A 26777-nucleotide genomic window follows, 5' to 3' on the forward strand; every position below is an offset into this window, starting at 1 on the left:
GAGATTAACATTCTTGCCAGCTGAAGCCGTGGTGTTGACGTGCAATACGTCCGACCGAGGCTCCGGCGAAATGGCTGCTGAAGTAATAGGCGTTATGGTCAGCGGCAAACTCCAACGCCCAACGGCGTGAGGCCAAAGCCTGCTCGGGAAATTCGCAGTACACCGAATTCCACTGCGGGAAATAAACCTGCATCGGATGGTGCATCACATCGCCGGCAAACAGCGCCATGCCCTGGTCGGTTTGCAGCGAAAAGGACAGATGGTCGTAGCTGTGCCCCGGCGTGCGGTGAAAGTGGAATCCGGCGATCGGTTGTTGGTCACCATGCTGCCAGCGCCAATCCTGCCCGGCGTCGACCAGCGGCTGCACGCTGTCGTCAAATAAGCCGCGGTTGGGGGCGGTCACATTGTCCGGATGGGCATACCAATCGTATTCCGCAGCAGAAAATACGTAACGTGCATTGGGGAACGTCGGCCGCCACTGCCCCTCTACCAGTTGGGTATTCCAACCCACATGATCGACATGCAAATGCGTCAACAGAACATAATCCACCTGATGCGGTTCAACGCCGGCCTGGCGCAACTGCTGTAGCCAATGGGTCTGCAAGCGGTCAAACAGCGGGTTGTCGGGGCGGAGTTTGTCGTTGCCGCAGGCGGTATCTATCAAAACGGTATGCTCTGGCGTTTGCACCAGCCAGCTGTGGCAGCTGACGGTCAGCCGTTGCCTGTCGTGGCTGAGGTGTGCCTGGCTGAATACGGTATCGGTCTGGTTGACCGCGTCTTGCTGCCATTGCGGAAAAAGCAATGAAGCTGGGCGATCGTCAATCGTCAGCTCGGTTAAGCGCGTGATGCGAGTACGACCCAGATTCCAGCTCGTAGAGGATGACATAGTAACTCCGTGGTTGTTTGTCGATAACAATGGCACCATATTGTTACCCTGTCGGCGAATGAACAAGCCGCTAATCTGCAAACTATGATTGCTATAATTGCAATGATTGACCCATTAAGAGGATGCGAAATGGACAAGCTGGCGGCAATGCAGACATTTATTCGCGTGGTCGAAAGCGGCGCGTTCAGCCGTGCGGCAACGCTGCTGGATTTACCTAAATCTACCGTTACCCGGCAGATCCAGGCATTGGAACAGCAGTTGAACATTACCTTGCTGCACCGCACCTCGCGCCGTTTGACGCTGACCGAACAAGGCCGCGCCTATTATCAGGGCGCGGTACAATGGCTTGAACAGCTACGCCAGTTTGAAGGCGGCGTGATCGGTGCCGGGCAAGCGCCGAGCGGCGTAATCCATGTCAGCATGCCGCACACCCTCGCCTACCATAAAGTGATCCCCCACTTAACCGATTTTTACCGGCGCTACCCGGATATTCAGTTAACGCTGAATCTGGCTAATCATGCCATCGATCCCATCGAGGCCCAGGTAGATTGCGTGGTGCGGATTGGCGCGCTGATGAACGATACGCTGATTGCCCGTTCGTTAGGTACGCTGGAGCGTATCACCTGCGCCTCACCAGACTATTTGCAACGTCATGGCACGCCCACGCATCCCAATGCGCTGCGCCGCGATCACCAGATGATCCACGTGGTGTCACCGCAGAGCGGTAAACCGTTCATTCACCAACTGCTGCGGCAGGATGAGCGCGTTACGCTTGACGGCGATTGGCGGTTTGCCGTCAACGACGCCAATGCGGCATTGCATGCCGCACGCGCCGGTCTGGGGGTGGTGACGACCTACCACTTTTTGGCCGAGGAGGCATTACGCCGTGGCGAGCTGGTGCCGATCTTGCCCGACTGGCAATGCGAACCGGCGGCGGTACATATCGCCTGGCCGGAGAACCGCCATCTGGCATCAAAAGTGCGTTATTTTATTGATTGGATCAGGGAACTGTTTAATCGTTGACAGGATCGCCGGCTCAACCTGCCGCCCCACTGCGTTTCCGCTGCAGTTGCCGGTACAGCGTGCTGCGCGCAATGCCCAAACGCCTGGCCGCCAGGCTGATGTTGCCGTTGGCCTGTTTGACGGCGTCATACAGGTCTGGTGTGGTCGGTGTCTGCGCGACTGGCAGCTCAGCGTTGCGGTGCGTTGGATGAAACTGCTCCGGCAGGTGATGAAGCATAACGGCCTGGTTGTCGTCCGCCAGAGCCAGTAATACCTTCAACGTACTGAGTAATTGACGCACGTTACCCGGCCACGGATGGTCAGCCAGCGTGGTCACCACCTCCTGCGTCAAGGTGATACCACGTTGTTCGGCCCCCAACCGGTGCCACAACTGCTGAATAAAAGCCTTGCGCTGCGGACGTTCCCTCAGCGGTGGCACGCGCACGCTGAACTCCTGAATGCGGTAGAGCAAATCGTCACGAAATGCCCCTGTCGCAACCCGCTGTTCCAGCGACCGATGTGTGGCGCAAATCAGCGCAAAATCCACTTTATGCATCTGACGGCTGCCCAACGGCGTGACGGTTTTCTCCTGGAGAACCCGCAGCAGTCGAGTCTGAACGCTGAGAGGCATATCACCAATTTCATCCAGAAACAGCACGCCGCCATCGGCTTCTCGAATCTTACCCATGTAACCCTTGGCGCTTGCGCCAGTAAAGGCGCCCGGTGCATAGCCAAACAGTTCGGATTCAATCAACGGCTCGGGTAACGCTGCGCAGTTGATGGCGACAAAACGCCCACTTCGCCACTTGCTGTCTTGATACAGCTGGCGGCTGAAGTGCTCTTTGCCGCAGCCGGTTTCCCCGGTAACGCACAGCGCAAGACCGGCGTTCAGGATGCGCAGCGCCTTTTGGCGGTCAGCCGCCTGTGGATCCGGTGATGGCGGCAGTGAGCGCACCGCCCATGCTTGCCGGGTCGGCGCGTCCAGCAACGCGTAGTAGCGTCGGTTATTGACTGCCAGAGTCTGACGCGGGATATCCAGCGCCTGGCAGGCCAGCGCCGGGAACAGGTCGGCGAAGCGGCAATGGCCGACTGCCGCCGGCGTTAGCCGAAATTCCTGCATCGCCAGTCGATTGGCGCCGCTGAGCAGATCGTCGCAAAATACCAGCACCAGTTCGTGTTCGCTGCCGAGAATACGCGCATCCTTATGCAATCGCAGCACCCAATGAGCGGCGGTAATGGTGCTTTTTAGCCATTGATGTTCAATGTGACGTGCCGCCTGAATAAGGATGCTACCGGCCTTGCCGTAAGGTGCTTGCGCCGGGGTCGAAATGTCCAGCACGCCGGCAATCTGGCCATCAGGTTGAAAGATCGGTACGGCGGAGCAGCGCAGTGCCGCGTTGGATTGCAGGTAGTGTTCGCCGCCGTTGACTTCACACAGCCCACCCAGCGCCAGCGCCGTGCCAATGGCATTGGTGCCGGGTTCACGTTCGCCCCACAGATTGCCGGGAGACAGCGACAACTGCGATGCCTGATGCAAAAAACCGCCGTTACCACAGGTTTCCAGCACCAGGCCACTGGCGTCGGAAATCACCATCACCGACGGTTGCTGATTAATGGCATCGGCAAAGCGCGCCAATAGTGGCTGGGCCAGTTGCGACACCCAACCGTTGCGATCGCGGATCTCATTGAGCGCGCGCGGACGAACAAATGGGATGCGCTCGTCACTGCGTGCCAAACCGTACAGCTGGCTGCGCCGCCATGAATCTGACAGCGGTCTGGTGAGGGAACGATTATCACGATCGGCGACTAAGCCTGCATCGACCGGCGGTAGCTTTGGCAACATGCGGTTCTCCGTCAGACGGTGTGTTGCATTTTTGTATCATGACTGTGTCCCATGTGTTGCGATGCGCGACACAAAAAATCAGTTTAAGCAATGATAAGCCCGCTATTTTTACCGTTTCGAAAGTATTTATAAATCCAACTGATTGATATTCAAAATATCTCAACCGTTCCTCGCCATGATTGAGCTATTTGGCATAGGCAATGCTTATCTCTGCTGCGACCTGGTGTCGTGCGCTCAAGCGCCAACCCTACTTTTGCAGCGAGGTATTGATGATGAAATATGTTCACCCCGGCCTGGCGGGCTCGTCCGTTTGTTTCAAACAGCGGTATGGCAATTATATCGGTGGCAAATTTGTTGAGCCGGTAGACGGCCGTTATTTTACCAATACGTCACCGGTCAGCGGGCAGACGATCGGCGAATTCCCCCGTTCGACTGGGCAGGATATCGAATTGGCGCTCGATGCGGCACACGCTGCCGCAGCCGATTGGGGCAACAGTAGCGTTCAGACGCGCGCCAATACGTTATTGGCGATTGCCGACCGCATGGAGTCACAACTCGAGTTGCTGGCGCTGACTGAAACCTGGGATAACGGCAAGCCGATCCGCGAAACGTTAAACGCCGATATTCCACTGGCAATCGATCATTTCCGTTACTTTGCCGGCTGCTTGCGCGCGCAGGAAGGCAGCATGGCAGAAATCGACAGCACCACCGTGGCTTATCATCTGTATGAACCGTTGGGGGTGGTTGGGCAGATCATTCCATGGAACTTTCCACTGCTGATGGCCGCCTGGAAGCTGGCTCCGGCATTGGCGGCCGGTAACTGCATTGTGCTCAAGCCTGCCGAGCAAACTCCGCTTGGGATCTGCGTGCTGCTTGAGCAGATTGGCGATCTGTTGCCAGCCGGCGTGCTGAACGTGGTACACGGCTTTGGCGCAGAGGCCGGTGAAGCGCTGGCACGCAGCAAGCGCATAGCAAAAATTGCCTTTACCGGCTCAACGCCGGTCGGCCGCCATATCCTGTCGTGTGCGGCAGAAAATATCATTCCGAGCACGGTAGAGCTGGGTGGAAAATCGCCAAACATCTACTTTGCCGATATCATGCAGGCGGAGCCGGAATTCATCGATAAAGCGGTTGAAGGGCTGATCCTCGGCTTCTTCAACCAGGGCGAAGTTTGCACCTGTCCGTCTCGTGCACTAATTCAGCGGGCGATCTATCCAGAATTTATTGAGCGCGTGCTGGCGCGCATGAAAACCATTCGCCATGGTGACCCGTTTGATACCGACACCATGATCGGCGCGCAGGCATCGAAGGAGCAGTTCGATAAAATCCTGTCCTATATCGACATTGCCAAAGACGAAGGCGGCAAGATTATCGCCGGGGGCCAACGCGCCAGCCAGCCAGCAGATCTGCAACAGGGATTCTATTTGCAGCCGACATTAATCACCGGCAACAACAGCATGCGTTTCTTCCGCGAAGAGATTTTTGGCCCGGTGATCGGCGTTACCACCTTTGAGGATGAAGCCGAAGCGCTGGCACTGGCCAACGACACCGAATTCGGGCTGGGTGCCGGCCTATGGACGCGTGACGTCAACCTCGCTTACCGGATGGGGCGTGCCATCAAGGCCGGACGCGTCTGGACCAACTGCTACCATCTGTACCCTGCCCATGCCGCCTTTGGCGGTTATAAAAATTCCGGCATCGGCCGCGAAACGCATAAGGCAGCGCTGTCGCATTACCAGCAAGTGAAGAATCTGCTGGTGAGTTACGATGTGAAACCACTCGGGCTATTTTAACGCCGTTTCGATCGCGCTATCGCCCCCTCTTTCTCGCGAGGGGGCATTGGCTGCTGCACTGATGGCCCGCCTGCTCTCCCCGTGCGCGCTGACGCCAACCTGGTCCCCCTTCCTTGATCAAATTCGTGAATGACTTCGCATATTGGTGAATAAATCGGCCGCCGCTATTGCGGCAGTCGATGTGCAATGATACTAGTAAACAACTTTACTAATATATGTAAAGTTGGAAAGTACATTACAACACTATCGAAGGACCTCTCATGTCAGAACTGAAATTCGCCACCCGGTTAAATTCATTCGCCTCAGGCGCCTGGCGCTATTGGCCTGAATTAACAGGTAAACCCTCTGTATTACAGATGATCGAGCGTGCCGGCACGGTGAACGGCCTTACCCACCTGGATTTGAATTATCCACAGCACATGTCTGCCAACATCAGTACCATGCGGCAAAAAATTGCCGACGTCGGCCTGGCGGTTAATGGCATGCAAATGCGTTGGGATGCCCCTGAGTTTAAAATCGGCGCGTTCACCAATCCCGATCCGGCGATCCGCCGTCAGGCGATTGAACTGACCAAACGGGGTATCGATGCCGGCCGCGAGTTCGGTGCCAATCTGATGACGCTGTGGATGGGTCAGGACGGGTTCGACTACTGCTTCCAGGCCGATTATAAAAAAATCTGGGAAGATGCGGTCAGCGCCGTGCGTGAAGTTGCCGAATATGCCCCAGATATTGATATCAGTATTGAATATAAACCGAACGAGCCCCGTGCTTTCAGTATCTTCCCCAATGTTACCACCTGCCTGATTGCCGTTGAGGAAGCCAACTGCCCCAACCTCGGCATCACGCTGGATTTTGCCCATGTGCTGTACGCCAATGAAATTCCTGCCTATGCCGCAGCGATGGTCGCCCGTCGCTCCCGCCTGCTGGGACTGGATCTTAACGACGGCTGGGGCAAACGCGACGATGGCCTGATGGCGGCGTCGGTCAACCCACGCGCCACGCTCGAGTTCCTCTGGCAGATGCAGCGCGATGGCTATCAGGGTGCCTATTACTTCGACACCTTCCCTGACGCCAGCGGCCTGGATCCGGTGCGCGAAGCCGAAACCAACATCGCCACGGTGACGCGCTTATTGACACTGTGTGAAAAGCTCAATGACAACCCCGCGCTGCTGCAGGCAATCGGCCGTCAGGATGCGGTGGCTTCTCAGCAGATCGTCAACGATATCATGCTGGCCAGTTAACCCTCACCGCCATGGCGCCGTTGGCAATAATAACAATATGATCAAGAAGGATGGAAAATGAACACCTCGTTACTTTCTGTACTCACCTCTATTTTGTTTTGTTCCGCAGCCTATGCCGCCGAGCTGCCCCCGTTGCAATCCGATACCGAACCGGACCGTACCGACTGGACCGAACTGACGGCGAAATATGGCCCGATGCCAGCGGTAGCCAGCAACCTGAAGATCGGTGGCGTATCGAAAACCCTGACCAACGAATATTGGCGTTCGCTGGGCGACGGTTATAAAAACCTTGCCGACAAACATGGCTTCACCCTGGCTTATCAGGCGGCGGCCAATGAAGACGACCAGTTGGGACAACTGTCGATCGCCGAAACGCTTATCGCCCAGGGTTTCAATGGCCTGCTGGTGTCGCCACAAACCGATGCCAACCTGCAACCGGCGTACGAGGCGGCCAAAAATAAAAACATTCCGCTGGTCAACGTCAATGATGCGGTGATGCCCAATGCCGCGTATTACGTCGGTAATGTGCAAAAGGACAATGGCGTGCGCGTTGCCAACTGGTTTATCACTCACCGGCCACAAGGGGGCAAGGTTGCGGTTATCGAAGGTCAGCCAGGGGTTTACGCGGCGGCACAACGAACCAAAGGGTTTAAGGAAACGCTGGCCGCCAATGGCAACTATCCGCTGGTCGCCAGCGTTCCCGCCAACTGGAGTCGCGAGAATGCCTACAATGCCGCCGCCACCATCTTGCAGCAGCACCCTGACCTGATTGGCTTTTATGCCAATAACGACGGTATGGCGCTGGGCGTCGTGGAAGCGGTGAATGCGCTGGGCAAAAGCAAACAGGTTGCGGTGTTCGGCACCGATGGCATTTCCGACGCCTACGCGTCGATCAAGCGTGGTGAACTCACCGGTACCGTTGACAGTTTCCCGGTGCTGACGGGAGAAGTGGCGATGGAAGTGGTGCTGCGGCTGATTAATGGCCAAAAATTGTCACGCGTGATCTCGACGCCCCAGGCGCTGATCACCAAAGAAAATGCCGACGCGTTCTCCACCAAAGACAATGAAAAACTGCGCCAATTGCTCGCGCAACAATAAAAAGCGACGGAGGCGGTATGGAAGACGATTGTTTGACGATGCGCGGCATCAGCAAAGCCTACGGTAGCGCGCTGGCGTTACACAACGTGGATTTCTCGATAAAACCAGGCGAAGTGCATGCATTGATTGGTGAAAACGGTGCCGGGAAGTCCACTTTGCTGAACATTCTCTCTGGCGTTCGCGCCGCTGATAGCGGTGAAATCGGCGTGGATGGACAGCCGGTACAGCTGAAAGGCCCGCTTGCCGCGCGCCGAGCCGGTATTGCGATGATCCATCAGGAATTGCAGCATGTTCCCGAGCTTTCAGTGGCGCAGAACATGTTCCTCGGCCGGCCATTGACCCGTTGCGGCGGTTTGCTGGTCGATAAGAAAGCGCAATATCGGCGAGCGGTGGCTATTCTTCGCCGGCTGGATCCGTCGATCGATCCCGACGAGCCGATCAAGAACCTGAAAGTGTCGCAACAGCAGATTGTCGAAATTGCACGCGCGTTGTTGGACCACGCCAAGATTATTGCGATGGATGAACCCACTTCAAGCCTGACGCCCCGCGAATTCGATCGCCTGGCGGAGCTGATTGCCGATTTGAAATCGATGCAGGTCGCGCTGATTTACGTTTCACATAAAATGAACGAGATTTTCGCGGTATGCGATCGTGCGACCATACTGCGCGACGGCAAACAGGTTGGCGTAGTGAATATTTGCGACGAAACCGAAGAGTCGATTGTCGCCAAAATGGTGGGTCGCAAGATTGAGAAAGTGCAGCATCAATCCTACGCCAGTGAAAAAGAAGTTCTGCGGGTGGAGCAGCTGGCGCGCGGCAGTGCGGTAAAGCCAACCAGTTTCAGCGTGAAAGCCGGCGAGGTGTTGGGTATTGCCGGTCTGGTTGGCGCTGGGCGTAGCGAGCTACTGAAACTGATTGCCGGTATCGACGGCAAAACGGCAGGCCAGGTGCTGGTTGACGGGGTAGCGATAACAAAGCCTGGCGTTCGCGCGGCAATTCAGGCCGGCATCGGCCTGGTGCCAGAGGATCGTAAAAAAGAAGGCATCATTAAACAGCGCGCGGTGAAAATGAATATGGCCCTGCCCTCGATGATGAGCTTTACGCGTCGGGGCGTGCTGAACAAAACGCTATTGAACCGGCTGGCTTTACAGGTGATGACCGATTTGCGTCTGCGACCGCTTAACATTGACAAGCCGATTGGCACCTTGAGCGGCGGCAATCAGCAGAAGGTCATTATTGGTCGCTGGGTGGCGGCGGATGCCAAAGTATTTTTATTTGATGAACCAACCAGGGGGATCGATATTGGCGCCAAGTCAGAGATCTATAATCTCATCGAAAAATTAGCCCGGCAAGGAAAAGCCATTGTGGTGGTGTCATCTGAAATGCCGGAAATAATACGCATCGCGGATCGCGTATTGGTTATGCGCGAAGGTAAAGTCACCAAAGAACTGCTCGGAAACCAAATTACCGAAGAAAACATGGCTCGCCATGCAATAAATGATTGCCCTTAACACTCTGTCTCTTATTATATTCTTAAGGCACTTATTATGATGACACAAGATAATACTCGGCCTATCGCACCTGCTGCGACATTGCTCAAATTTAATTTGCGTGATGCCGGCACGGTGATTGGCCTGCTGATTATTGTGGCCACCTTCTCTTTCCTGTCACCGGTATTTTTTACCGTACCGAATCTGTTGAATATTCTGCAACAGTCGTCGATTAATGCCATTATTGCCCTGGGCATGACGCTGGTCATTATCTCCGGGGGGATTGATCTGTCCGTCGGCCCCACCGCCGCGCTGTCTGCGGTGCTGGGGGCCACGCTGATGGTATCGGGGGTGCCGGTGCCACTGGCTATCATGGCCACCCTCGGCGTTGGCGCCCTGTGCGGCGTGTTCAGCGGTACGCTGGTGGCGTATGCCGGCCTGCAGCCGTTTATCGTCACGCTCGGCGGCCTGTCGCTGTTCCGCGCGCTGGCGTTGATCTTCACCGGCGGCAATCCGATTTTCGGTATTCCGCTGGAGTTCCGTATGCTGATTAACAGTTCGCTGCTGGGTATCCCAACGCCGATCATCATTGTGTTGGTGATTGCAACGCTGCTTTGGGTGCTGATGAACAAGACCCCGTTGGGTGAGTATATCCTGGCGGTCGGTGGCAACGAAGAAGCCGCTCGGGTCGCTGGCGTACCGGTCAGGAAAACCAAAGTAACGGTTTTCATCATCTCCGGCGTGCTGGCTTCGCTGGCCTCACTGATCCTGATTGGCCGCCTGGGGGCTGCCGAACCGACCATGGGCAACCTGTGGGAACTGGATGCGATTGCCGCCGCGGCGATTGGCGGTGCGTCGTTAATGGGCGGTAAAGGCAGCATTATTGGTACTATCGTCGGCGCGATTATTTTAGGCGCCTTGCGTAACGGTCTCACCCTGCTCAATATTCAGGCTTTTTATCAATTGCTTGCCACTGGCGTTATAATTATTATAGCGATGTTGATTGACAGAGCGACTCGAGGCAAGTAATGAAGCAGGATCCGAAAGCAATTGGTGCGCAAATTCGCATGAGATTACCCCAGCTCACGCCATTGGAAAGAAAAGTGGTCGATGCGATTACCTCAAAGGCAGACTTGTCCGAGCAAACATCGTTAAAAGAAATTGCTCAGGAAAATAAGGTTTCCGATGCCATGGTGGTAAAACTGGCAAAAAAACTCAACTTCTCCGGCTTTCGCGATTTCAGAAGCAGCCTGGTTTTTTATAATTATTCTGAAGTGGCGAGTTTGCATGCAGAAATAGAGCCCAGTGACTCATCGGAACAATTGCTTTCTAAAGTATTTAGAACGTCGATACAGGCAATCGAAGAAACATTATCGATATTGGATGTTTCGGCGTTTAACCGCGCTGCCGATATTTTATATAAGGCACGACATATCGATTTGTATGCCGTCGGCGGTTCTGCCGCCGTGGCTCGCGATCTGTCGCATAAGTTATTGAAAATCGGCATCAAGACCACCGCTTATGACGATGCGCATATGATGCTGATGTCGGCGGCGATTTTATCGGATGATGATGCGGTCATCGTTATCAGTCATTCCGGCGCCACCCGCACGGTAAACGATCCGATAAAACTGGCGGCAAAAAATGGCGCCAAAGTGATTGCCATCACCAACTATGCCGAGTCGCCCGTAGCGCTTGATGCGCACGTGGTGCTCAATTCAACATCTCAAGGTTCGCATTTGCTTGGGGAAAACGCCGCGTCGCGCATCGCTCAGCTCAATATCCTCGATGCGCTATTTGTGGCGATCGCCAAAAAAGATCTCGATAAGGCCGAAAAAAGTCTGACGAAAACCCAGCAGGCGATCCAGAACTTAAGAGAGTATTAGCATGAGTAAAATATTAGTTGTCGGCAGCCTTCATCATGACACCATGCTGCATGCGCACCACCGTCCGGAAAAGGGTGAAACGGTGATAGGCAGCGGCTGCTCATACAAATTTGGCGGCAAAGGCGGTAATCAGGCGGTGTCTGCCGCCAACGCCGGTGCGGCTGTACGCTTTGTCGGTGCGGTTGGCGCCGACCAACAGGGACGTTTCTTGCTGTCGGTGCTGGCGAGTCGCGGCGTCGACATTCAGCATATCAAGGCGCTACCTCAGGTGCCTTCCGGCATCAGCGTCGCCATTATGGATGCAGACAATGATTACGGTGCCGTCGTGGTGTCGAACGCCAATAACCATATTGATACGGCGCAGTTGAGCGAAGATGTCGTTTGGCAGCAGGTCAGCATGCTGCTGCTGCAAAACGAAGTGCCGGCGGCGATTAATCTCCAGGCTGCGCATCAGGCGAAAAAACGCGGGGTGCGGGTCTGCCTCAACGCTGCCCCTGCCCGCACGCTATCCACCGATCTGCAGGCTGCCATTGATCTACTGGTGGTTAACGCCGTTGAAGCCAGGGAGTTGAGCGGCATGCCGGTTGATAATCTGGCGGCCGCTTGCGCCGCCGCGCAGGCGCTGAGCCACCGTTTCCCGGCGGTGGTGGTTACCGCCGGCGAACACGGTGTGGCCTTCTGCCAGTCGGGCCAGCAGAGTCACAGCCTACCGGCGGTCCAGGTGCAGTTGGTCAGCACTCACGGTGCCGGTGATTGCTTTATGGGCGTGCTGTGCACCGCTTTGCTGCAAGGGCAAACCCTGGCCCAGGCGGTGGCGCAGGCCAATCAGGTGGCGGCCGAGCACGTATCGCGCCAGCCCGCCTTGCCTGACGCGCTGCCCACCGCCTGACGCCAATGCGGTCACGATGACCGTTGCTCCTCGTCGACCAGGCTCTTCGCCTGTTGCTTCATAAACACCACTTCCTGCGGGCTGGACAGATGCACCTGCTGTTGGCGCAGCAGTTTAAGAATGTTAAACAGCAGGTCACTTTTGGTTGAGCCGACAATTCGCGGGCTGGAAACGTAGCCGGTAACGCTGAGAATGATGCCCTCCGGCCCCAGTTGGCTAAAGCGCACGTATGGCGCGGGCGAATCCAGTACCGCTTCGTAGTCGTGGTAGGCGCTGAGCAGAATATTACGCACCTGCTCGGGATCGATGTCGGTTGGGAAGGTCAGCGCGATGGTCACCACCCCTTGCGCATTGCCCATGGTGGCATTGCGCACGTTTTGCGATATCAACTGAGAGTTCGGCACAATCATCGTCGAGCGGTCGCTGAGCTGAATTTCCGTGGCGCGCACGTTAATCCGCCGCACGTCCCCTTCTACGCCGCCAATGCCAATCATATCGCCGACCTTGACCGGCCGTTCGGTTAACAGGATCAGCCCGGAAATAAAGTTTTTGACGATTTCCTGCAGACCAAAACCGATACCCACCGACAGCGCGCTGACGATCCATGCCAGTTTGTTCCACTGAATACCGAGTGCCGCCAGGGTGATCAGAATCACCAATACGTAGCCGACGTTACTGAACAGCGTGACCAGTGACGCGCGAATGCCGACGTCGTTGATGGTCTTCGGCAGCAGCTCGTTGTTCAGCCAGCGGCGGGTAGCGCGCAGGATATAGATGCCGATAATCAGGCAAATCAGGGAATTGATCAGATTACCGGGCACGATATGCAGCCGTTGCAGCCCTTCGCCAGTCATGATGGCGACGATTTTTTCCACCAGACTGTTCGGCGTGGTGGTGCCGAAGGTGCCGTTCAGCAGGGAAACGATCATTAACAGCAGCAATGCGCATTTAAACGTAGCGGTGAAAACGATGCTCAACTGTTCCAAATGCCGATCGCTGAAATTAAACGATCGCTTTAGCGCACGTCCGCTGGCGGTATTGGGCGAAAAAATGGCGCTCCAGGCGTCGGTGGAAAACAGCACCAGAAAATAGAATGCCATCAATACCAGGGCAATCCAGATAATTTGATAGGTCAGGAACCGGGCGAACGAGATATAACCGATCAACAACGAGAACAGCACAATCAGCGAGGCGATCACCGTAGCGATTTGCACCAGCCCACCGAGCATCGTGCGTTCGGCGAGGTGTTCGCCGCGCAATTCGCTGCGTTGGCGAATGCGGTGTGCCCGCAGTGGCATTGCCAATACGACCAACGCCATTAATGCCGCTACCAGGCCGTTGCTGAAGATCGCCGTGCCCAGGCTGGCACCAATCACGTTATTGATTAATTCCACCGTGCCGAAGGCCAGCGCCAGGATCGCCAGCAGCGGTGAAAAATAGCGTAACCCCTGCGCTACGTGGTTATCCAGCACCGCCAACCGCCATGACGGCCGGCGTATTGACAGGAATGCTCGCCCCAAGCCGGCAATCAGCGCACTGAAAATCGCCAGGCGGGTAAAACCGTCGGCAAAATCCTGCATCATGGTGGGCAATGGCTGTACGCGAGCAAAAGCCTGATATAGCAGGTTGAGCGCCAGCGCGGTAGCAAACAGCGTAATAAACGCCGTGCCGAGGGCGGTAAAGCTGCGTCGCAAACGGCCGTCCGGCAAGTAGCGAATGCTGAACCAGGCGAGCAGTTGCTCCGAAAAATAACGCCCCAAGGACCCGATGGCAAAGGCCAGCAGCAGCAGCGCGATGGTGCCGTAGCGCCATTCCGGTTGCCAACTGGCGTCCCAGGCGCTGGTGATTTCCGCACTGAACTCCGCCAGCCGTTGTTGATCCTGCGCTTGCGGCGCTACCACCGGCGACCAGAATTTAGTGCTTAAGATACTGCCGGAGTTGAGTGCAAGCTGCGTCTTGAAGGCCACGCGGCGCAAATCGCCGATCTGTTGCATCAGATCCTGTGCGCCGGTGCGGAACGCCTGCAAACGGGTAACCGCATCATCCAGCGCCTTCTTGCTGTTGTTCAGCGAATTGCGCTGCTGTGCCACCGCGGCGGTTTCCGCTAGCCCGCCAGGCGCCGGCGGCGGCCCCAGCACCTCCAACTGCCCTTGCAGCTTTTCTTGCACCGGTTGCAGATCGGTCGCCAACTGCTCGGTACCCGCTGCCAGTTGTTGCGTGCTTTCGTACAGTTTGCTGAGCTGGTTATCGGTGGTGGCCTTCGAGACCTGCTGTTTGATACCGTCCAGCGTTTTCTGGAAGTTTTTCAGCGCACTGGCAATGTCCTGCTGACTCAGCTCGGTTTTTTCAGCCTCGGCGGCAACGCTGCTGAAGGCGGTTAACGGTAAACCGATCAACATAAACAGCAACAGGAAAATCTGTAACGGCCTAATCATAAGTCTCAATGCTCAAATAGGAATGGTAGACAAACAAAATAGACGAGACGGCTTGCGCCACCTCGCCCATTAACAATAAACCGAGATTATGATAACTGCTTCAGGCTTGACAAAACATCACTAACAGCACGCTTAGCGGATCGCCACCTGGGTCAGCAGCGCCAGCTTTTGCGGATTGCGCATGATAAAGACGTCGCTCAGGCGGTATTGGCGATCGTAAGCAAAGCTGATCGCCGCGGATATCGCCCCGTTCTGGCTGATGATAAATCCGTGCCCGCCGTTGATCACCACCTGCTGCCACTGGCAGTCGCGCCACCATAGGCCGAGCTTGGCCACCAGAAACTCGCTGACCGGCTGCATGCCATGCAATACATGCAACAGCGCCGACACTTTGCCGCCACCGTCGGCGGTCAGGCGTATGTCATCGGCCAACAACGGCATTAACCCGGCGGCGCTGCCGCTGGTGATGGCGCTCTCAAAAGCCGCCAGCAGCTGCCGTTGCCGCCTGTCTGGTGTGACATGGCGAGCCTGTGACAGTTCCACGTTGCGTTTGGCGCGTGACACCAGTTTGCGGCAGGCAACCTCGGTGATGTCGAGCGCCGCGGCCACTTCGGGATATGGCATGTCGAAAATATCGTGCAACAGATAGGCCGCCCTTTCCTTGGGTGACAATCGTTCCAGCATCAATAGAAACGCGGTGCTCAGTGATGACGCCAGCGCGGCGTTTTCCGCCTCCAGCGTTGCGCCTTGCTGGATCGGCTCCGGCAGCCAGGTTCCCACGTAGTCAACGCGTTTGCGGTAGGCCGCGCGCAACAGATCGATACAGCGACGGCTACAGGCCGAGGTCAGCCACGCCGCCGGGTTGGCGATCTGGTCAGCGTTCTGCTGCTGCCATTTGATGAAGGTATCCTGCACGGCATCTTCGGCATCGGCACGCGAGCCAAGAATGCGGTATGCCAGCCCCAGTAACCTGGGGCGCGCCTGTTCAAAGATTGCTATATAGGAAGTGCCTGTTTGCATCGCTTAGTGCCTTGATATCTGGAGCCGGTTCCACAGGTTGATCATGGCTATCGACGCCGTCAGCAAGGCGATTTCCTGTTCGGAAAAATGCTCGCGCAACTGCGCCCGCAACTGACCTAACCGCGTGGGCGCTGACAGCGTCGTCAGCGCCTCGGTCCAGGCCAGCGCCGCTTTTTCGCGCGCGCTGAAATCACTGACCTGATCCCACACCACCAGTCGATCCAACCGATCGTTGCTCTCACCGTCGTCGCGCGCTTCTTTAGTATGCATTTTTACGCAGAAAGCGCAGCGGTTGATTTGCGAAGCACGCAGTTGCACCAGGTGATGCAGGCGCGGTTCCAGTCCCGGATTGGTCAGGGTGTCATGCACTGCCATCATCGCCGCCAGTACCGCCGGGATTTCCTGTTCGTAACGTACCGCCTTGTCATTGCTCATCATACTGTCCTCGTGGATTGATTGACTCTTACAGCTATGACGATCGTCGCAGCGGGGCTGTGACCAGCAGGCGGAAAATTTTTATAAACGGCTTATCGGCGGGGTTTGCGGTTCTGCCGCTCAGTCAGGCGCCAGAGCAAGGCCAGTAACGTCAAACAGCCAGCGAGAATAAACAGGAATAATAGCAAGAATGCGCTGTTGCCAGTGGTGCGGCAATAGATTTCATTGAGGCCGACCGAGACCATCAGAATTGCGTACAGCAGAAAAAGAAGTGAGATAAACATAATGTCAGGCTGCGCAACCGCAGTATGTGAGGGATTATGGCATCCTCCCCGATATAAAATCAGTGATAACGGGGAGGATAGGTCTGGGTGGATCGTTAAGATTCATTTAGTCATCCCATTTGGTGCTTAGGTACGCCGCCAGCAGCCCGAGGGTGCTGATGATGCCCAGGAACCCGATAAATACGCTCATGTTTCCCATTGTTATTTCCTCAGTTGATTGTTTCGATAAATACCTCTCGGCGTCGCATACGGGGTCTAGCCTCCTTATCTTCGCGGTAAATATTCCGCGCCGGCATTATAAGCACAACAGTTTATATTTGGCTGGGGAATAGCTAACTTGTTTAGACGTTATTGAGGCAATGGTTCAGCGCAGACGTAATTAAAAAATGCTGTCCATTCTTTTGCTGTATATCTGAAAATAGCGCTTTTCGCTGCCCTGCCCACGCTTCTGACATCGACAGGCAGGCCACGCCTATTGCAGCCATCGCTTAATAAAATCACCCCGGTAAACTACGATTAGTGAATGTCTGGCAACAACACCGCCGGACATGGCAGATAACCCATTGAGGATTATCGTTATTGTCAACACTACCACGGTCGCTTCGCGGTATTGCCCGCGCGTGGCCGAGTCTCACGCCAAAACGGCTAAGCAAGGTTAATTATGGCACGCACTACCCCTATTGAACGTTACCGCAACATCGGCATCTCGGCGCACATTGATGCCGGCAAAACTACCACGACCGAGCGGATTCTGTTTTACACCGGGGTCAGTCACAAGCTGGGCGAAGTTCATGACGGCGCCGCAACGATGGACTGGATGGCTCAGGAACAGGAACGCGGGATCACCATTACCTCGGCGGCCACTACCTGTTTTTGGAACGGCATGGAACATGATTATCCGCAGCACCGCATCAACATTATCGACACCCCCGGGCACGTCGATTTCACCATTGAGGTGGAACGTTCGATGCGCGTGCTGGATGGCGCGGTGATGGTGTATGACTCGGTGGGCGGCGTACAGCCACAGTCGGAAACCGTGTGGCGGCAGGCGAATAAATACCGGGTGCCACGCCTGGCTTTCGTTAACAAGATGGATCGCGTTGGCGCCAACTTCTTCCGCGTGCGGCAAATGATGATTGACCGACTGAAGGCCAATCCCGTGCCGATCGTCATTCCGATTGGCGCAGAAGACCATTTTAGCGGCGTGGTGGATCTGCTGCGTATGAAGGCCATTTTATGGGACGAGGCGTCACAGGGCATGACCTTCCGCTTTGAAGACGTTCCGGCCGAACTGGTTGCTTCTGCCAACGAGTGGCGCGAAAAAATGGTCGAAGCCGCCGCCGAAGGTTCTGAGCAACTGATGGAAAAATACCTTGGCGGCGAAACGCTCAGCGACGCGGAGATCACCGCCGGCCTGCGCGCGCGCACCATTGCCGGTGAGATCCAGCCGATGCTGTGCGGTTCGGCGTTCCGTAACAAGGGCGTACAGCGCATGCTGGATGCGGTGATCGAACTGATGCCCTCGCCGCTCGACGTGCCGCCGATGGAAGGCCACGATGAAGACGACCATATCGTCAGCCGCCGCGCAGACGACAACGAGAAATTCTCGGCGCTGGCGTTTAAATTGATGACCGATCCGTTCGTCGGCCAACTGACCTTTGTGCGCGTTTACTCTGGCGTGCTGGCCAAGGGCAGCAGCGTATACAACCCGGTGAAAGGCAAGAAAGAGCGCATTGGCCGCATTGTGCAAATGCACGCCAACGATCGTAAGGACGTGGACGAACTGCACGCCGGCGACATTGCCGCCTGTGTCGGACTGAAAGACGTGACGACTGGCGATACGTTGTGCGATCCGAGCGCCATTATCACGCTGGAACGCATGGTGTTTCCGGAACCGGTGATCGCGCAGGCGATTGAGCCAAAGACCAAGAGCGATCAGGAGAAAATGGGTATTGCGCTGCAACGCCTGTCCTCCGAGGATCCGTCGTTCCGGGTGCGTAGCGACGAAGAGTCCGGCCAGACCCTTATTTACGGCATGGGAGAGCTGCATCTGGAAATCATCGTTGACCGGATGCGGCGCGAGTTCGGCGTGGAAACCACCACCGGCAAACCGCAGGTTTCCTATCGTGAAACCATTCGTCGCAAGGTCAGCGATGTAGAAGGAAAATTCGTCCGCCAATCCGGCGGCAAGGGCCAATACGGCCACGTCGTGCTGACGGTGGAACCGAACGACGCCGGCAAGGGGTTCGAGTTCTTTGACGAGATCAAAGGAGGGGTGATTCCCGGCGAATATATTCCGGCGGTGAAGAAAGGTATTCAGGAAGCGTTAGGTAACGGCGTGCTGGCCGGTTATCCGGTGGTGGATGTCAAGGTACATCTCACCTTTGGCTCGTATCATGATGTCGATTCGTCCGAGCAGGCGTTTCGCATGGCCGCGATCTTCGGCTTCAAAGACGCCTGTCGTCAAGCGGATCCGGCGATTCTGGAGCCGATCATGAAGGTTGAAATCGAGACGCCGGAAGAGTATGCCGGCGGCGTGATGGGCGATCTCTCGTCACGGCGCGGCCAGCTGCAGGGCATGGAGGATATTCCGGGCGGTGGCGGCAAGGCAATCCATGCCAAAGTGCCGCTGTCCGAAATGTTTGGCTATTCCACCACTCTGCGTTCGATGTCACAGGGGCGGGCTACCTATACCATGGAGTTCAGCCATTACGCCGAAGCGCCGCGCAACGTGGCCGAAGAGATCATCAATCACCACAAGCGGTGATCCGCAGCCTGCCGCCGTGTGCGGCAGGCGTTATTTTTCTACGCTCAACGATACCACTATCGGTTCTGGCCGAATGCGCATGGCATAGACCACCCCGCCGATCAGGCAGCCAATGCCGCAGACCGTCAACAGCGGCGGCCACGCCTGCCGCAGCATGAAGGTATACGCCAGCCCGGCCAGAATTTCGAACACAATCAACGGCCCCACCAGTACCGTAGGCAGTCGCTGACTGGCTTCGTTCCAACATAACGCACCGATCCATGAGCAGAAGATGCCGAGAGCGAGCATCAAGCCAACGAATACCGCCGGCCGCGGGCCGAACGGCAAGGCAAACTCGGGCTGTGTCAGCGCCAGTTGGCCACACACCAGCAGATATCCCAGCAGCGCCAGCGGTAACGTCACCACGCCTTGTGCCGTCGCCCAGGTGGTTGGCCGCTGATCCGGGTGTTCACGTAACCAGCGAGCGTTACGCAGTGGGAACCAGGTCCAGCACGCCACCGCCAACAACGCCAGCGCCAATCCACTGCCATAGCGCCATTTATCCACCGGCACATCGTTGCCTTGCAGTTCGGCAATGTTGACCAGCACCAACCCAAGGGCAATCAGCAACAACGCCGGCATCAGCTTGTGCCAGGCAAGACGCCCATCGTGTTGGCCATAAAACAGATTGGCGGTCACGGAAATCACCACCGGCAAGGTGCCGATGATCATGGTGGACACCGGTGCACCGGTGCGCTGAATAGCGCTGGCCAGGCACAGGTAGTACAACAGGTTGCCGATCGCCGTTAGCTTCAACGCTTCTAACCAGTCCTGGCGTAACAAGCGTTGCAAACGCCGTCTATCCAGCCAGGCCAGCGGCAAGGCAATCAGTCCAAACGCCAGATAGCGTCCGGTGGACTGCAACGCCGCAGGATAATCCGGCACCAGCAGCGGCCCAACGAAGATAAGCCCCCACATCAGGCCGGCAGATAACGCAAATAACACTCCAATAAACATGACGACTCCATCGAAACAATCAGGGCGTAACGAAACTCACGCCCTGTAACAAGCTGATCTTGCGGTTGATGGAGCCAGTGTAACAGCGTCAGGCAGCAATCTATTGTAGCAGGTTGCTGTTTTACTCGGTGTCAAAGCGCGGGAATACCGCTTCTGGATCATAGCGTTCCCTCAGTGCCACCAGTCGTTGCCAATGCGATGTCGCGTAGCAACGCTGCACCGTATGGCTGCGCCCTTCCAGATCGAACTCGTTGATATAATGCCCGCAGGCATAGGGAGCCAAACGATCGTAACAATGATTCAACCATTGCCGGTTGGCGTCATCCTGTTGCGGATCATCCCACTGCATATAGCTGGAGACAAAATAACGACCGGTTGCCGAATAGGCGGCGTCGGGAAACGTTTGGTCGCCGCGCCAGATAATCATCGTCATGCCCTGAGGCGAGGGTTGAGACGGCAGTTGTTCACGCAGAATGGCGCTCACCTCCAGGATCCGATTGGTGAACAGGTTATCGGTACGCAAGCGGGAACACACCAGCGCCTGCTCGCTTTGCCGGTATATCGCTTCAAAATCCGCCATCTTTTCCGTTGCCAAGCATTGAATATCCAGCTTGAAGCGCTGGATCCGGTGGGTGAACAAAGCCTGTAGTGCATCCGCCTGGCGGACGCTGTCGGCAAAGGCCAACGTATTGACCACCACCTGTTGCTGGTCGTTGCCGGCCAGTACGATCATGATTTGCAACTGCTTGTCCCACTGGTGACTGTCGAGCATTTCGAACAGTAACGGCAATGCTTTACCCGGCAAGCTATAGAGATGGCTGGTGATCGCCGCCGGATGAGGCCAGCACTGGAGATAAAACGCGGTGATGACAAAAAAGGCATTGGGCCCGGCGCCGCGCGCCGCCCACCACAATTCGGGATTTTCGCTGGCGCTGGCATGCCTGCACTCGCCGTCGGCGGTAATAACGTCAACCGCCGTGACGTTAAATACGCTCATGCCGCCCCAGGCGGTAGAATTTATCCCCAGCCCGCCGCCGAGTAAAAATCCGCTCAGCGCCACATCGCCGCCGTGTCCGGTGGGAAACGCCAGCCCCAAAGGTGCTAACTGATGCATTAACTGTCGCCCGGTGGCGCCGGGCTCGACCCGGGCGATGCCGGTAGTGGTATCGACCTGTATTTCATTCAGAGCCGAAATATCCAGCAGAATGCTGTCATTTTGCAGGAAAATGCCGGCATAGCTGTGCCCCCCGGCGCGGACACACAGCGCTTTGCCATATTTGCGGGCCAGATTGACGGTAGCAACGATGTCCTGCTGGCATTCCGCTCGCACAATCAGTTCAGGAAAACGCTTAAAATCCCGCTGATTCCAGCTTGCCTGGCGATACCAGCCGGCATATTCGGCATGGTAACGGGAGCGAACCTTTCCGCTCAGTTGGCAGCAAAATACACGATAGTCATCTGCTGCACAGGTTAAAGAAAGCTCTGTCATAGTGATAACCTTTTTTGCGTTATAAAAGTGGCTGCTTTATCGTCTGATTACTGATGCGGACGGTGGGTTACGGCATACAGGGGCAATGGCTGCAAACCCAGACGGGTTTTGATTTTGGCGTTTAAACGTCCTGCTTCGAGGCGCTTCAGTCGCCGCTGAAAGGCGTACTGATAGGCATTGGCAAAACACAGGGTATAAGGGCTGAACGCCAGGCCTTCATACTTCATGCCGGCTGACCATAAGTGCAGCGTGTCCTGCTCCTCAAAACACACCATACCAGCGAGCAATTCTCCCTCTTTCTCGATAAGATTCAAGCGAATAAGGTCACCACAAAGCCGACTGAAACGCGCCAGAGGCGCCGCCGGGAAATACTGGGGCGTACCGTGGCGTGAGGTGGTCTGAAAACAGAGCTCAGTGAGCTGTTCAAGGCGTTGATCGAACGGCGGCGCAATTATCGAGGCAACCGCCCCGCTGTCATTGAATTTTCGCATTTGCCTGCGCATTTCACCGCGTCCATCATAAGGCAGACTTTCCACAAAATGTTCAAAATCGCGAAAGTGCGTCAAATCAGCATAATAGCGGTCGAACATATAGTTGATGTTCAAGTCGGCTTGCGCCGCTAACGGCAATAGTGGGGATTCAGCGACGTTCAACAAGCCGGAATAGCGTGCGCCAACCTGTTTCGCGGTCAGCTTTAGCCGCATGAAAAGGCTGTCATAAATATGATTTAAAGATGAAAAGCTTAATACGGTGCTATTAAAACAGTGCATGATATGGCTAAACAAACCATAATCATCACCTTCATTTCGTATATCTGCCTTTTGTTCCAATACGCGAAATGGATCAACAACATCCAGGCGTTGTAAATAAGCCGGTATAAATGCAACCAACTTACCCTCTATCCTCACCGTCAGGTAAAAGAATTGTTTTACAGACAGTAACGGAGAGAGTTCCGCCGCTTGTAAAAAGCGCCAGTCATAAAATAACGGCGAACCGCATTGAGCATGAAAGCAGCGGTATTCCTCCTCGTCTAATTGCTTGAGGGTATGTAGCGTGTCGGTAATGTATTCCACGTGAGTGCCTCGCTTTAATAAGTGATGACAACCCCGGTGTTAAATTTATATGGCGGTCGGTCTTTGAATTCCTTGATGACCTTTAGCCGAGTTTGCAGTCGACCAACACGGTGTGTGGGTGCGCCAGATAGGCATGCAAATGTTCCGGTATTTCATCCACGGCGCACGCCGCCTCGGGATTGCGCCAGCAGGTTACCGTGAAGCCGTTATGCGCCAGTGCACTGTCAATCGCGCCGCGCGACCAGTAGTTGGCGCAGATAGGCGCCCCGGATTGCTGGGGAAACGACAGCTGTACCGTGCTGCCATCCTGCTGTGGTTGCGTACCACTCAGTTGGAAGCCGTAGGGAAGATAATATTCTTGGTCAACCTTATATTCCGGATTTAGCGGTAATGTCAGTAAGCGTCCGCCCGGTTTAAGCATCCGCGCCATGGTCGCCACCATTTCTTTAAGAAAATCATAATCGGTGGCATAGGGTAAAACGTACACCGCCAATACCAAATCAAACGTATGCGCCATCTCAGGCGTTATTTTTGATATATATTCAATACCTAATGGTTTTTCCATCTCGCGTTTTTTTGCATACTCCAGCATTCCCCCTGCCACATCAAATCCGACGACGTGATGCGCCCCGGAAGATTTTAACAATCGGGCATAATGACCGGTGCCGCAACCGAAATCGAGAATGTTCAGGGAAGAGACATCCCCCAACTGTTCTATTACGGAAGGTGTTTCAATTTGCTTGCGAAATGGCCATTCAAACATCTGCTCGTAAAAAATGGCCAAAGAATCAAATTGACTCTGACTGTTAGCGATTTCCATTTTCACTCCGAATCGGATAATGAGTATAAATTTATAGTTAGGCAAGTTGAAATTTGCAAACTTTGCCAGTTTTAAAAAGAAAAAATATTTATGACAGTTCGTTATCTCGTTGAGAATGTAATTATTTCATCTGATGAGTATTGCCATCGCACTTATTAACCTGAGAAAACTTGTTTTTGATAACGGGCTGGAGTGACGCCGTAACGATTGGCGAAAGCCCGCGTCAAATGCGCCTGGTCGGTCAAGCCGACCGCGGCAGCCACCTGTGCGGCCGGCATGCCCTGCGTTAGCCGTCGTTTTGCCTGGTAAAGTCGAATGGCCATCAGCATTTGATGAGGCGATACATGAAACTGTGCCTTGAACTTGCGCTGAAAATGATACGGACTGAGCGCGACCAATGCTGCCAGGCCGTCTAGCGTAATTGGTTGGGCATAGTGTTCCCAGAGATATTCTCGCACGATATCCAGACGGATCGCGCCCTCCCGTGGCTGTGGCTGCGCCACCTTTGCATGCGGACGAAACGCCGCGATCGCCTCCAGCAGCAGGCCGTCGATAGCCAATGGATCCTGAGCCTGCCACAGCGCGGCCAGAGTCTCAGCAATATGCCGTGCCGCCGGCGCATCGTCGCGCACCGCGTCGGTAAACCAGAGGCCCTGCTCGCCGCTCAGCCGCGCCAGCGTTGCCGGTTCAAGGTAAATCATCCGGTAGTTCCAGCCGCCTTCGCTGGCGGATTCGCCGGTATGCAATTCATCGGGGTTCATTAACACCAGTGAACCGGGGGCAGCGACGTGCTGCGCACCTCGATAGCGAAAACGTTCGGCGCCCTGCACCACCGTGCCGATGCCAAAGGCGGCATGGGTGTGCGGTTCAAACGCATAGCGATCGATATGGGCATGATAAAGCTCAACGCCCGGCAACTGCGGCAGATGCCGAAACTGCGCACAGTCTTTTTCGAACGGAAACTGTTGTGGAACACCTTGCATTGCGTGGGTCATCCTGCGTTGTCACGAGCGGCCAAGTGAAATAAACAGCCACTATGATAGTTAATCGGCCACAATTTGCGTAGCGCGTTCACGTTGTGAGCAGTTCACATGGCCAAAAAGCCGCTAGGCTAGAATTAGCGTGGCGAACGTGTCACTCTAGACGACTGGTCTAATTCATACTGAAGGAACCCGATGATGAAAATTCTCATGGTGCTGACATCTCACGACCAACTGGGTAACACCGGTAAGAAAACCGGTTTCTGGCTGGAAGAATTTGCCGCCCCCTATTACATCTTCAAAGATGCCGGCGCCCAGCTGGTGCTGGCCTCACCCGCCGGTGGCCAGCCGCCGCTGGATCCGAAAAGCAATGAAGAGGATTCGCAGACCGACGACACTCGCCGTTTTGTCAATGATGCCCCGGCGGTAGCGGCGCTGTCCTCAACCCGCAAACTCTCGCAGATTGTTGCGAGCGAGTTTGATGCAGTATTTTATCCGGGCGGCCACGGGCCTTTATGGGATCTGGCAGAAGATCCGTTGTCCATCGCGCTGATTGAAACCACCCTGGCGGCCAACAAACCGTTGGCGGCAGTGTGCCATGCGCCAGGTGTGCTGCGCCATGTCAAGGGGGCGGACGGCCAACCACTGGTGCGGGGCAAAGCGGTGACCGGCTTTAGCAACAGCGAAGAAGACGCCGTTGGCCTGACCGAGATCGTTCCGTTCCTGGTCGAAGACGTGCTCAAGCAACAGGGTGGCAATTACAGCAAAGGTGCGGACTGGGCTTCCTATGTCGTCACCGATGGCCTGCTGGTCACCGGACAAAATCCGGCGTCATCCGCCGAAGCGGCGCGCGCCCTGCTCGCGCTAGTGAACTCGCAGTAAAGAGGTAACAATGTACTCAAATACACAACTTTATATTGATGGTGAATGGCGTGATGCCCAATCCGGTAAAACGCTGGCGGTCACCAACCCGGCTACCGACGAAACCATCGGTCACGTCGCCCATGCCGGACAGGCAGATCTCGATCTGGCGCTGGCCGCTACCGAGCGCGGTTTTAACATCTGGCGTCAAACCTCGGCCTATCAGCGCGCCAACATGATGCGCCAGGCCGCCGCCCTGCTGCGCGAACGTGCGGCGCAGATCGCCACGCTGATGACACAGGAACAGGGTAAACCGCTGGCGCAGGCCAAAGTGGAAGTTCTGGGCGCTGCCGATGTGATCGACTGGTTCGCCGGCGAAGCCAGCCGTACTTACGGACAAATCATACCGGCACGCCAGCAGGACGTACAGCAGCAAACGCTGAAGCTGCCGGTTGGTCCGGTGGCGGCCTTTACGCCGTGGAACTTCCCGATCAACCAGATCGTGCGCAAACTGTCGGCCGCGCTGGCCGCCGGTTGTTCGATCATCATCAAGGGGCCGGAAGAAACCCCGGCCTCGCCGGCTGCGCTGATCCAGGCCTTCGCCGATGCCGGTATTCCGGCCGGGGTGATTGCGCTGGTTTACGGTACGCCGGCGGAGGTATCGGAGTATCTGATCCCTCACCCGACCATCCGCAAGATTTCGTTCACCGGCTCTACCCGCGTCGGCAAACACCTGGCGGCACTGGCTGGTCAGCACATGAAAAAAGCCACCATGGAACTGGGCGGACACGCGCCGGTATTGATCTTTGACGATGCCGATCTTGATGCGGCGGCGAAAGAACTGGCCGCCGCCAAGTTCCGTAATGCCGGCCAGGTGTGCATTGCGCCGACCCGTTTCCTGATCCAACAGGGCGTGTATGATGAGTTTGTCGAAAAGTTCACCGCTGCGGTGCGTGAAATCAACGTCGGCAACGGCCTGGACGACGGCGTGACCATGGGGCCAATGGTACTCGGTCGCAGCGTCGATGCCATTGAGGCATTCGTACAAGACGCGATTGCCCAAGGGGCAAAAGTCACCACCGGCGGCAAACGCCTGACGGACAAAGGCAATTTCTTTGCGCCGACGGTATTGCGTGATGTGCCGTTGAATGCGCGCGCCATGTCGGAAGAACCCTTTGGCCCGGTTGCGTTGTTGCGGCCGTTCAACGATTACCATGAAGCCATCGCCGAAGCCAATCGTCTGCCCTATGGCCTGGCCGCCTATGCCTACAGTCGCAATATTGCCACCGTCAACGCCCTGGGGCGTGATGTCGAAAGCGGTATGCTGACCATCAACCATATCGGTTTTGGTCTGCCGGAAACGCCATTTGGCGGCGTGAAAGACTCTGGTCACGGCACCGAGGGCGGTAGCGAAGCGATCGAGTCCTATCTCGAAACACGTTTCGTTACCGTCGCCGGTCGCTAATCAAGCCCGGTTGGTAACATGACG

At 55.8% G+C, this 26777-nt stretch carries 22 protein-coding genes; 11 read left to right on the top strand and 11 right to left on the bottom strand.

Annotation, left to right across the window (positions count from 1 at the left end; all coding sequences use genetic code 11):
* Positions 1–4: 4 nt before the first annotated feature.
* Positions 5–886 (bottom strand): MBL fold metallo-hydrolase, encoded by an 882-nt coding sequence (locus AC2AXP_RS06700; RefSeq protein ID WP_004962932.1) that lies wholly within the window; start codon positions 884–886, stop codon positions 5–7.
* A 129-nt stretch (positions 887–1015) separates the two neighbouring features.
* On the opposite strand from AC2AXP_RS06700, the gene AC2AXP_RS06705 reads away from it, so the two are divergent.
* Complete coding sequence (locus AC2AXP_RS06705; RefSeq protein WP_039992104.1) at positions 1016–1909, top strand: LysR family transcriptional regulator; 894 nt, start codon at positions 1016–1018, stop codon at positions 1907–1909.
* 13 nt (positions 1910–1922) lie between these two features.
* On the opposite strand, the gene AC2AXP_RS06710 is transcribed toward AC2AXP_RS06705, so the two are convergent.
* Positions 1923–3731 (bottom strand): sigma-54-dependent Fis family transcriptional regulator, encoded by a 1809-nt coding sequence (locus AC2AXP_RS06710; RefSeq protein WP_484381511.1) that lies wholly within the window; start codon positions 3729–3731, stop codon positions 1923–1925.
* Between the two features lie 272 nt (positions 3732–4003).
* On the opposite strand from AC2AXP_RS06710, the gene AC2AXP_RS06715 reads away from it, so the two are divergent.
* From AC2AXP_RS06715 to AC2AXP_RS06745, 7 genes are all read left to right on the top strand, one after another.
* The gene (locus AC2AXP_RS06715) at positions 4004–5524 is read left to right on the top strand and encodes an aldehyde dehydrogenase family protein (protein WP_039992726.1); all 1521 of its coding nucleotides are present in this window, start codon (positions 4004–4006) and stop codon (positions 5522–5524) included.
* A gap of 260 nt (positions 5525–5784) precedes the next feature.
* The gene (locus AC2AXP_RS06720) at positions 5785–6765 is read left to right on the top strand and encodes a TIM barrel protein (RefSeq protein ID WP_484381512.1); all 981 of its coding nucleotides are present in this window, start codon (positions 5785–5787) and stop codon (positions 6763–6765) included.
* Positions 6766–6822: 57 nt separating this feature from the next.
* Complete coding sequence (locus AC2AXP_RS06725) at positions 6823–7863, top strand: sugar ABC transporter substrate-binding protein (RefSeq protein ID WP_198773077.1); 1041 nt, start codon at positions 6823–6825, stop codon at positions 7861–7863.
* A 17-nt stretch (positions 7864–7880) separates the two neighbouring features.
* On the top strand, positions 7881–9374 hold the full coding sequence (locus AC2AXP_RS06730) for a sugar ABC transporter ATP-binding protein (protein ID WP_273868250.1): 1494 nt from the start codon (positions 7881–7883) through the stop codon (positions 9372–9374).
* 36 nt (positions 9375–9410) lie between these two features.
* Positions 9411–10382: an ABC transporter permease gene (locus AC2AXP_RS06735; protein ID WP_004962910.1), complete on the top strand. Its 972-nt coding sequence runs from the start codon at positions 9411–9413 to the stop codon at positions 10380–10382.
* The gene (locus tag AC2AXP_RS06740; RefSeq protein WP_004962906.1) at positions 10382–11239 is read left to right on the top strand and encodes a MurR/RpiR family transcriptional regulator; all 858 of its coding nucleotides are present in this window, start codon (positions 10382–10384) and stop codon (positions 11237–11239) included. The genes AC2AXP_RS06735 and AC2AXP_RS06740 overlap by 1 nt, the downstream gene beginning before the upstream one ends.
* A 1-nt stretch (position 11240) precedes the next feature.
* Complete coding sequence (locus AC2AXP_RS06745; RefSeq protein ID WP_198773076.1) at positions 11241–12128, top strand: PfkB family carbohydrate kinase; 888 nt, start codon at positions 11241–11243, stop codon at positions 12126–12128.
* A gap of 11 nt (positions 12129–12139) precedes the next feature.
* On the opposite strand, the gene AC2AXP_RS06750 is transcribed toward AC2AXP_RS06745, so the two are convergent.
* The 4 genes from AC2AXP_RS06750 to mgtS form a co-directional block, all read right to left on the bottom strand.
* Entirely contained in the window at positions 12140–14563 is a 2424-nt protein-coding gene (locus tag AC2AXP_RS06750; RefSeq protein ID WP_004962902.1) for a DUF3772 domain-containing protein, read from the bottom strand.
* Positions 14564–14695: 132 nt separating this feature from the next.
* Complete coding sequence (sigJ, locus tag AC2AXP_RS06755; RefSeq protein ID WP_004962900.1) at positions 14696–15583, bottom strand: RNA polymerase sigma factor SigJ; 888 nt, start codon at positions 15581–15583, stop codon at positions 14696–14698.
* Between the two features lie 3 nt (positions 15584–15586).
* The gene (locus tag AC2AXP_RS06760; protein ID WP_004962898.1) at positions 15587–16021 is read right to left on the bottom strand and encodes a carboxymuconolactone decarboxylase family protein; all 435 of its coding nucleotides are present in this window, start codon (positions 16019–16021) and stop codon (positions 15587–15589) included.
* 387 nt (positions 16022–16408) lie between these two features.
* Entirely contained in the window at positions 16409–16501 is a 93-nt protein-coding gene (gene mgtS, locus AC2AXP_RS06765) for a protein MgtS (protein WP_147415647.1), read from the bottom strand.
* Between the two features lie 462 nt (positions 16502–16963).
* On the opposite strand from mgtS, the gene fusA reads away from it, so the two are divergent.
* The gene (gene fusA / locus AC2AXP_RS06770; protein ID WP_004962887.1) at positions 16964–19069 is read left to right on the top strand and encodes an elongation factor G; all 2106 of its coding nucleotides are present in this window, start codon (positions 16964–16966) and stop codon (positions 19067–19069) included.
* A 30-nt stretch (positions 19070–19099) separates the two neighbouring features.
* Here fusA and AC2AXP_RS06775 read toward each other — a convergent pair whose 3' ends face one another.
* From AC2AXP_RS06775 to AC2AXP_RS06795, 5 genes are all read right to left on the bottom strand, one after another.
* A complete protein-coding gene (locus AC2AXP_RS06775) occupies positions 19100–20065 on the bottom strand; it encodes a DMT family transporter (protein ID WP_004962885.1) in 966 nt (321 codons plus the stop codon).
* A 121-nt stretch (positions 20066–20186) separates the two neighbouring features.
* Positions 20187–21554, bottom strand: coding sequence for an FAD-binding oxidoreductase (locus AC2AXP_RS06780; RefSeq protein WP_004962882.1), 1368 nt, complete (start codon positions 21552–21554; stop codon positions 20187–20189).
* Between the two features lie 47 nt (positions 21555–21601).
* Positions 21602–22627, bottom strand: a complete 1026-nt coding sequence (locus AC2AXP_RS06785) for a GNAT family N-acetyltransferase (RefSeq protein ID WP_004962879.1) — start codon at positions 22625–22627, stop codon at positions 21602–21604.
* Between the two features lie 82 nt (positions 22628–22709).
* Positions 22710–23447 (bottom strand): class I SAM-dependent methyltransferase, encoded by a 738-nt coding sequence (locus AC2AXP_RS06790; protein WP_484381513.1) that lies wholly within the window; start codon positions 23445–23447, stop codon positions 22710–22712.
* Between the two features lie 155 nt (positions 23448–23602).
* Complete coding sequence (locus AC2AXP_RS06795; protein ID WP_484381514.1) at positions 23603–24430, bottom strand: AraC family ligand binding domain-containing protein; 828 nt, start codon at positions 24428–24430, stop codon at positions 23603–23605.
* Positions 24431–24625: 195 nt separating this feature from the next.
* Between AC2AXP_RS06795 and AC2AXP_RS06800 the strand changes: the two genes are divergently transcribed.
* Positions 24626–25309 carry a type 1 glutamine amidotransferase domain-containing protein gene (locus AC2AXP_RS06800; protein WP_039992099.1) on the top strand — a complete coding sequence of 228 codons (684 nt, stop codon included), beginning with the start codon at positions 24626–24628 and terminating at the stop codon, positions 25307–25309.
* A 10-nt stretch (positions 25310–25319) separates the two neighbouring features.
* Positions 25320–26753 (top strand): NAD-dependent succinate-semialdehyde dehydrogenase, encoded by a 1434-nt coding sequence (locus tag AC2AXP_RS06805; RefSeq protein WP_004962869.1) that lies wholly within the window; start codon positions 25320–25322, stop codon positions 26751–26753.
* Positions 26754–26777: the final 24 nt, after the last annotated feature.

This window comes from Serratia sp. Sp408 (assembly GCF_057180665.1).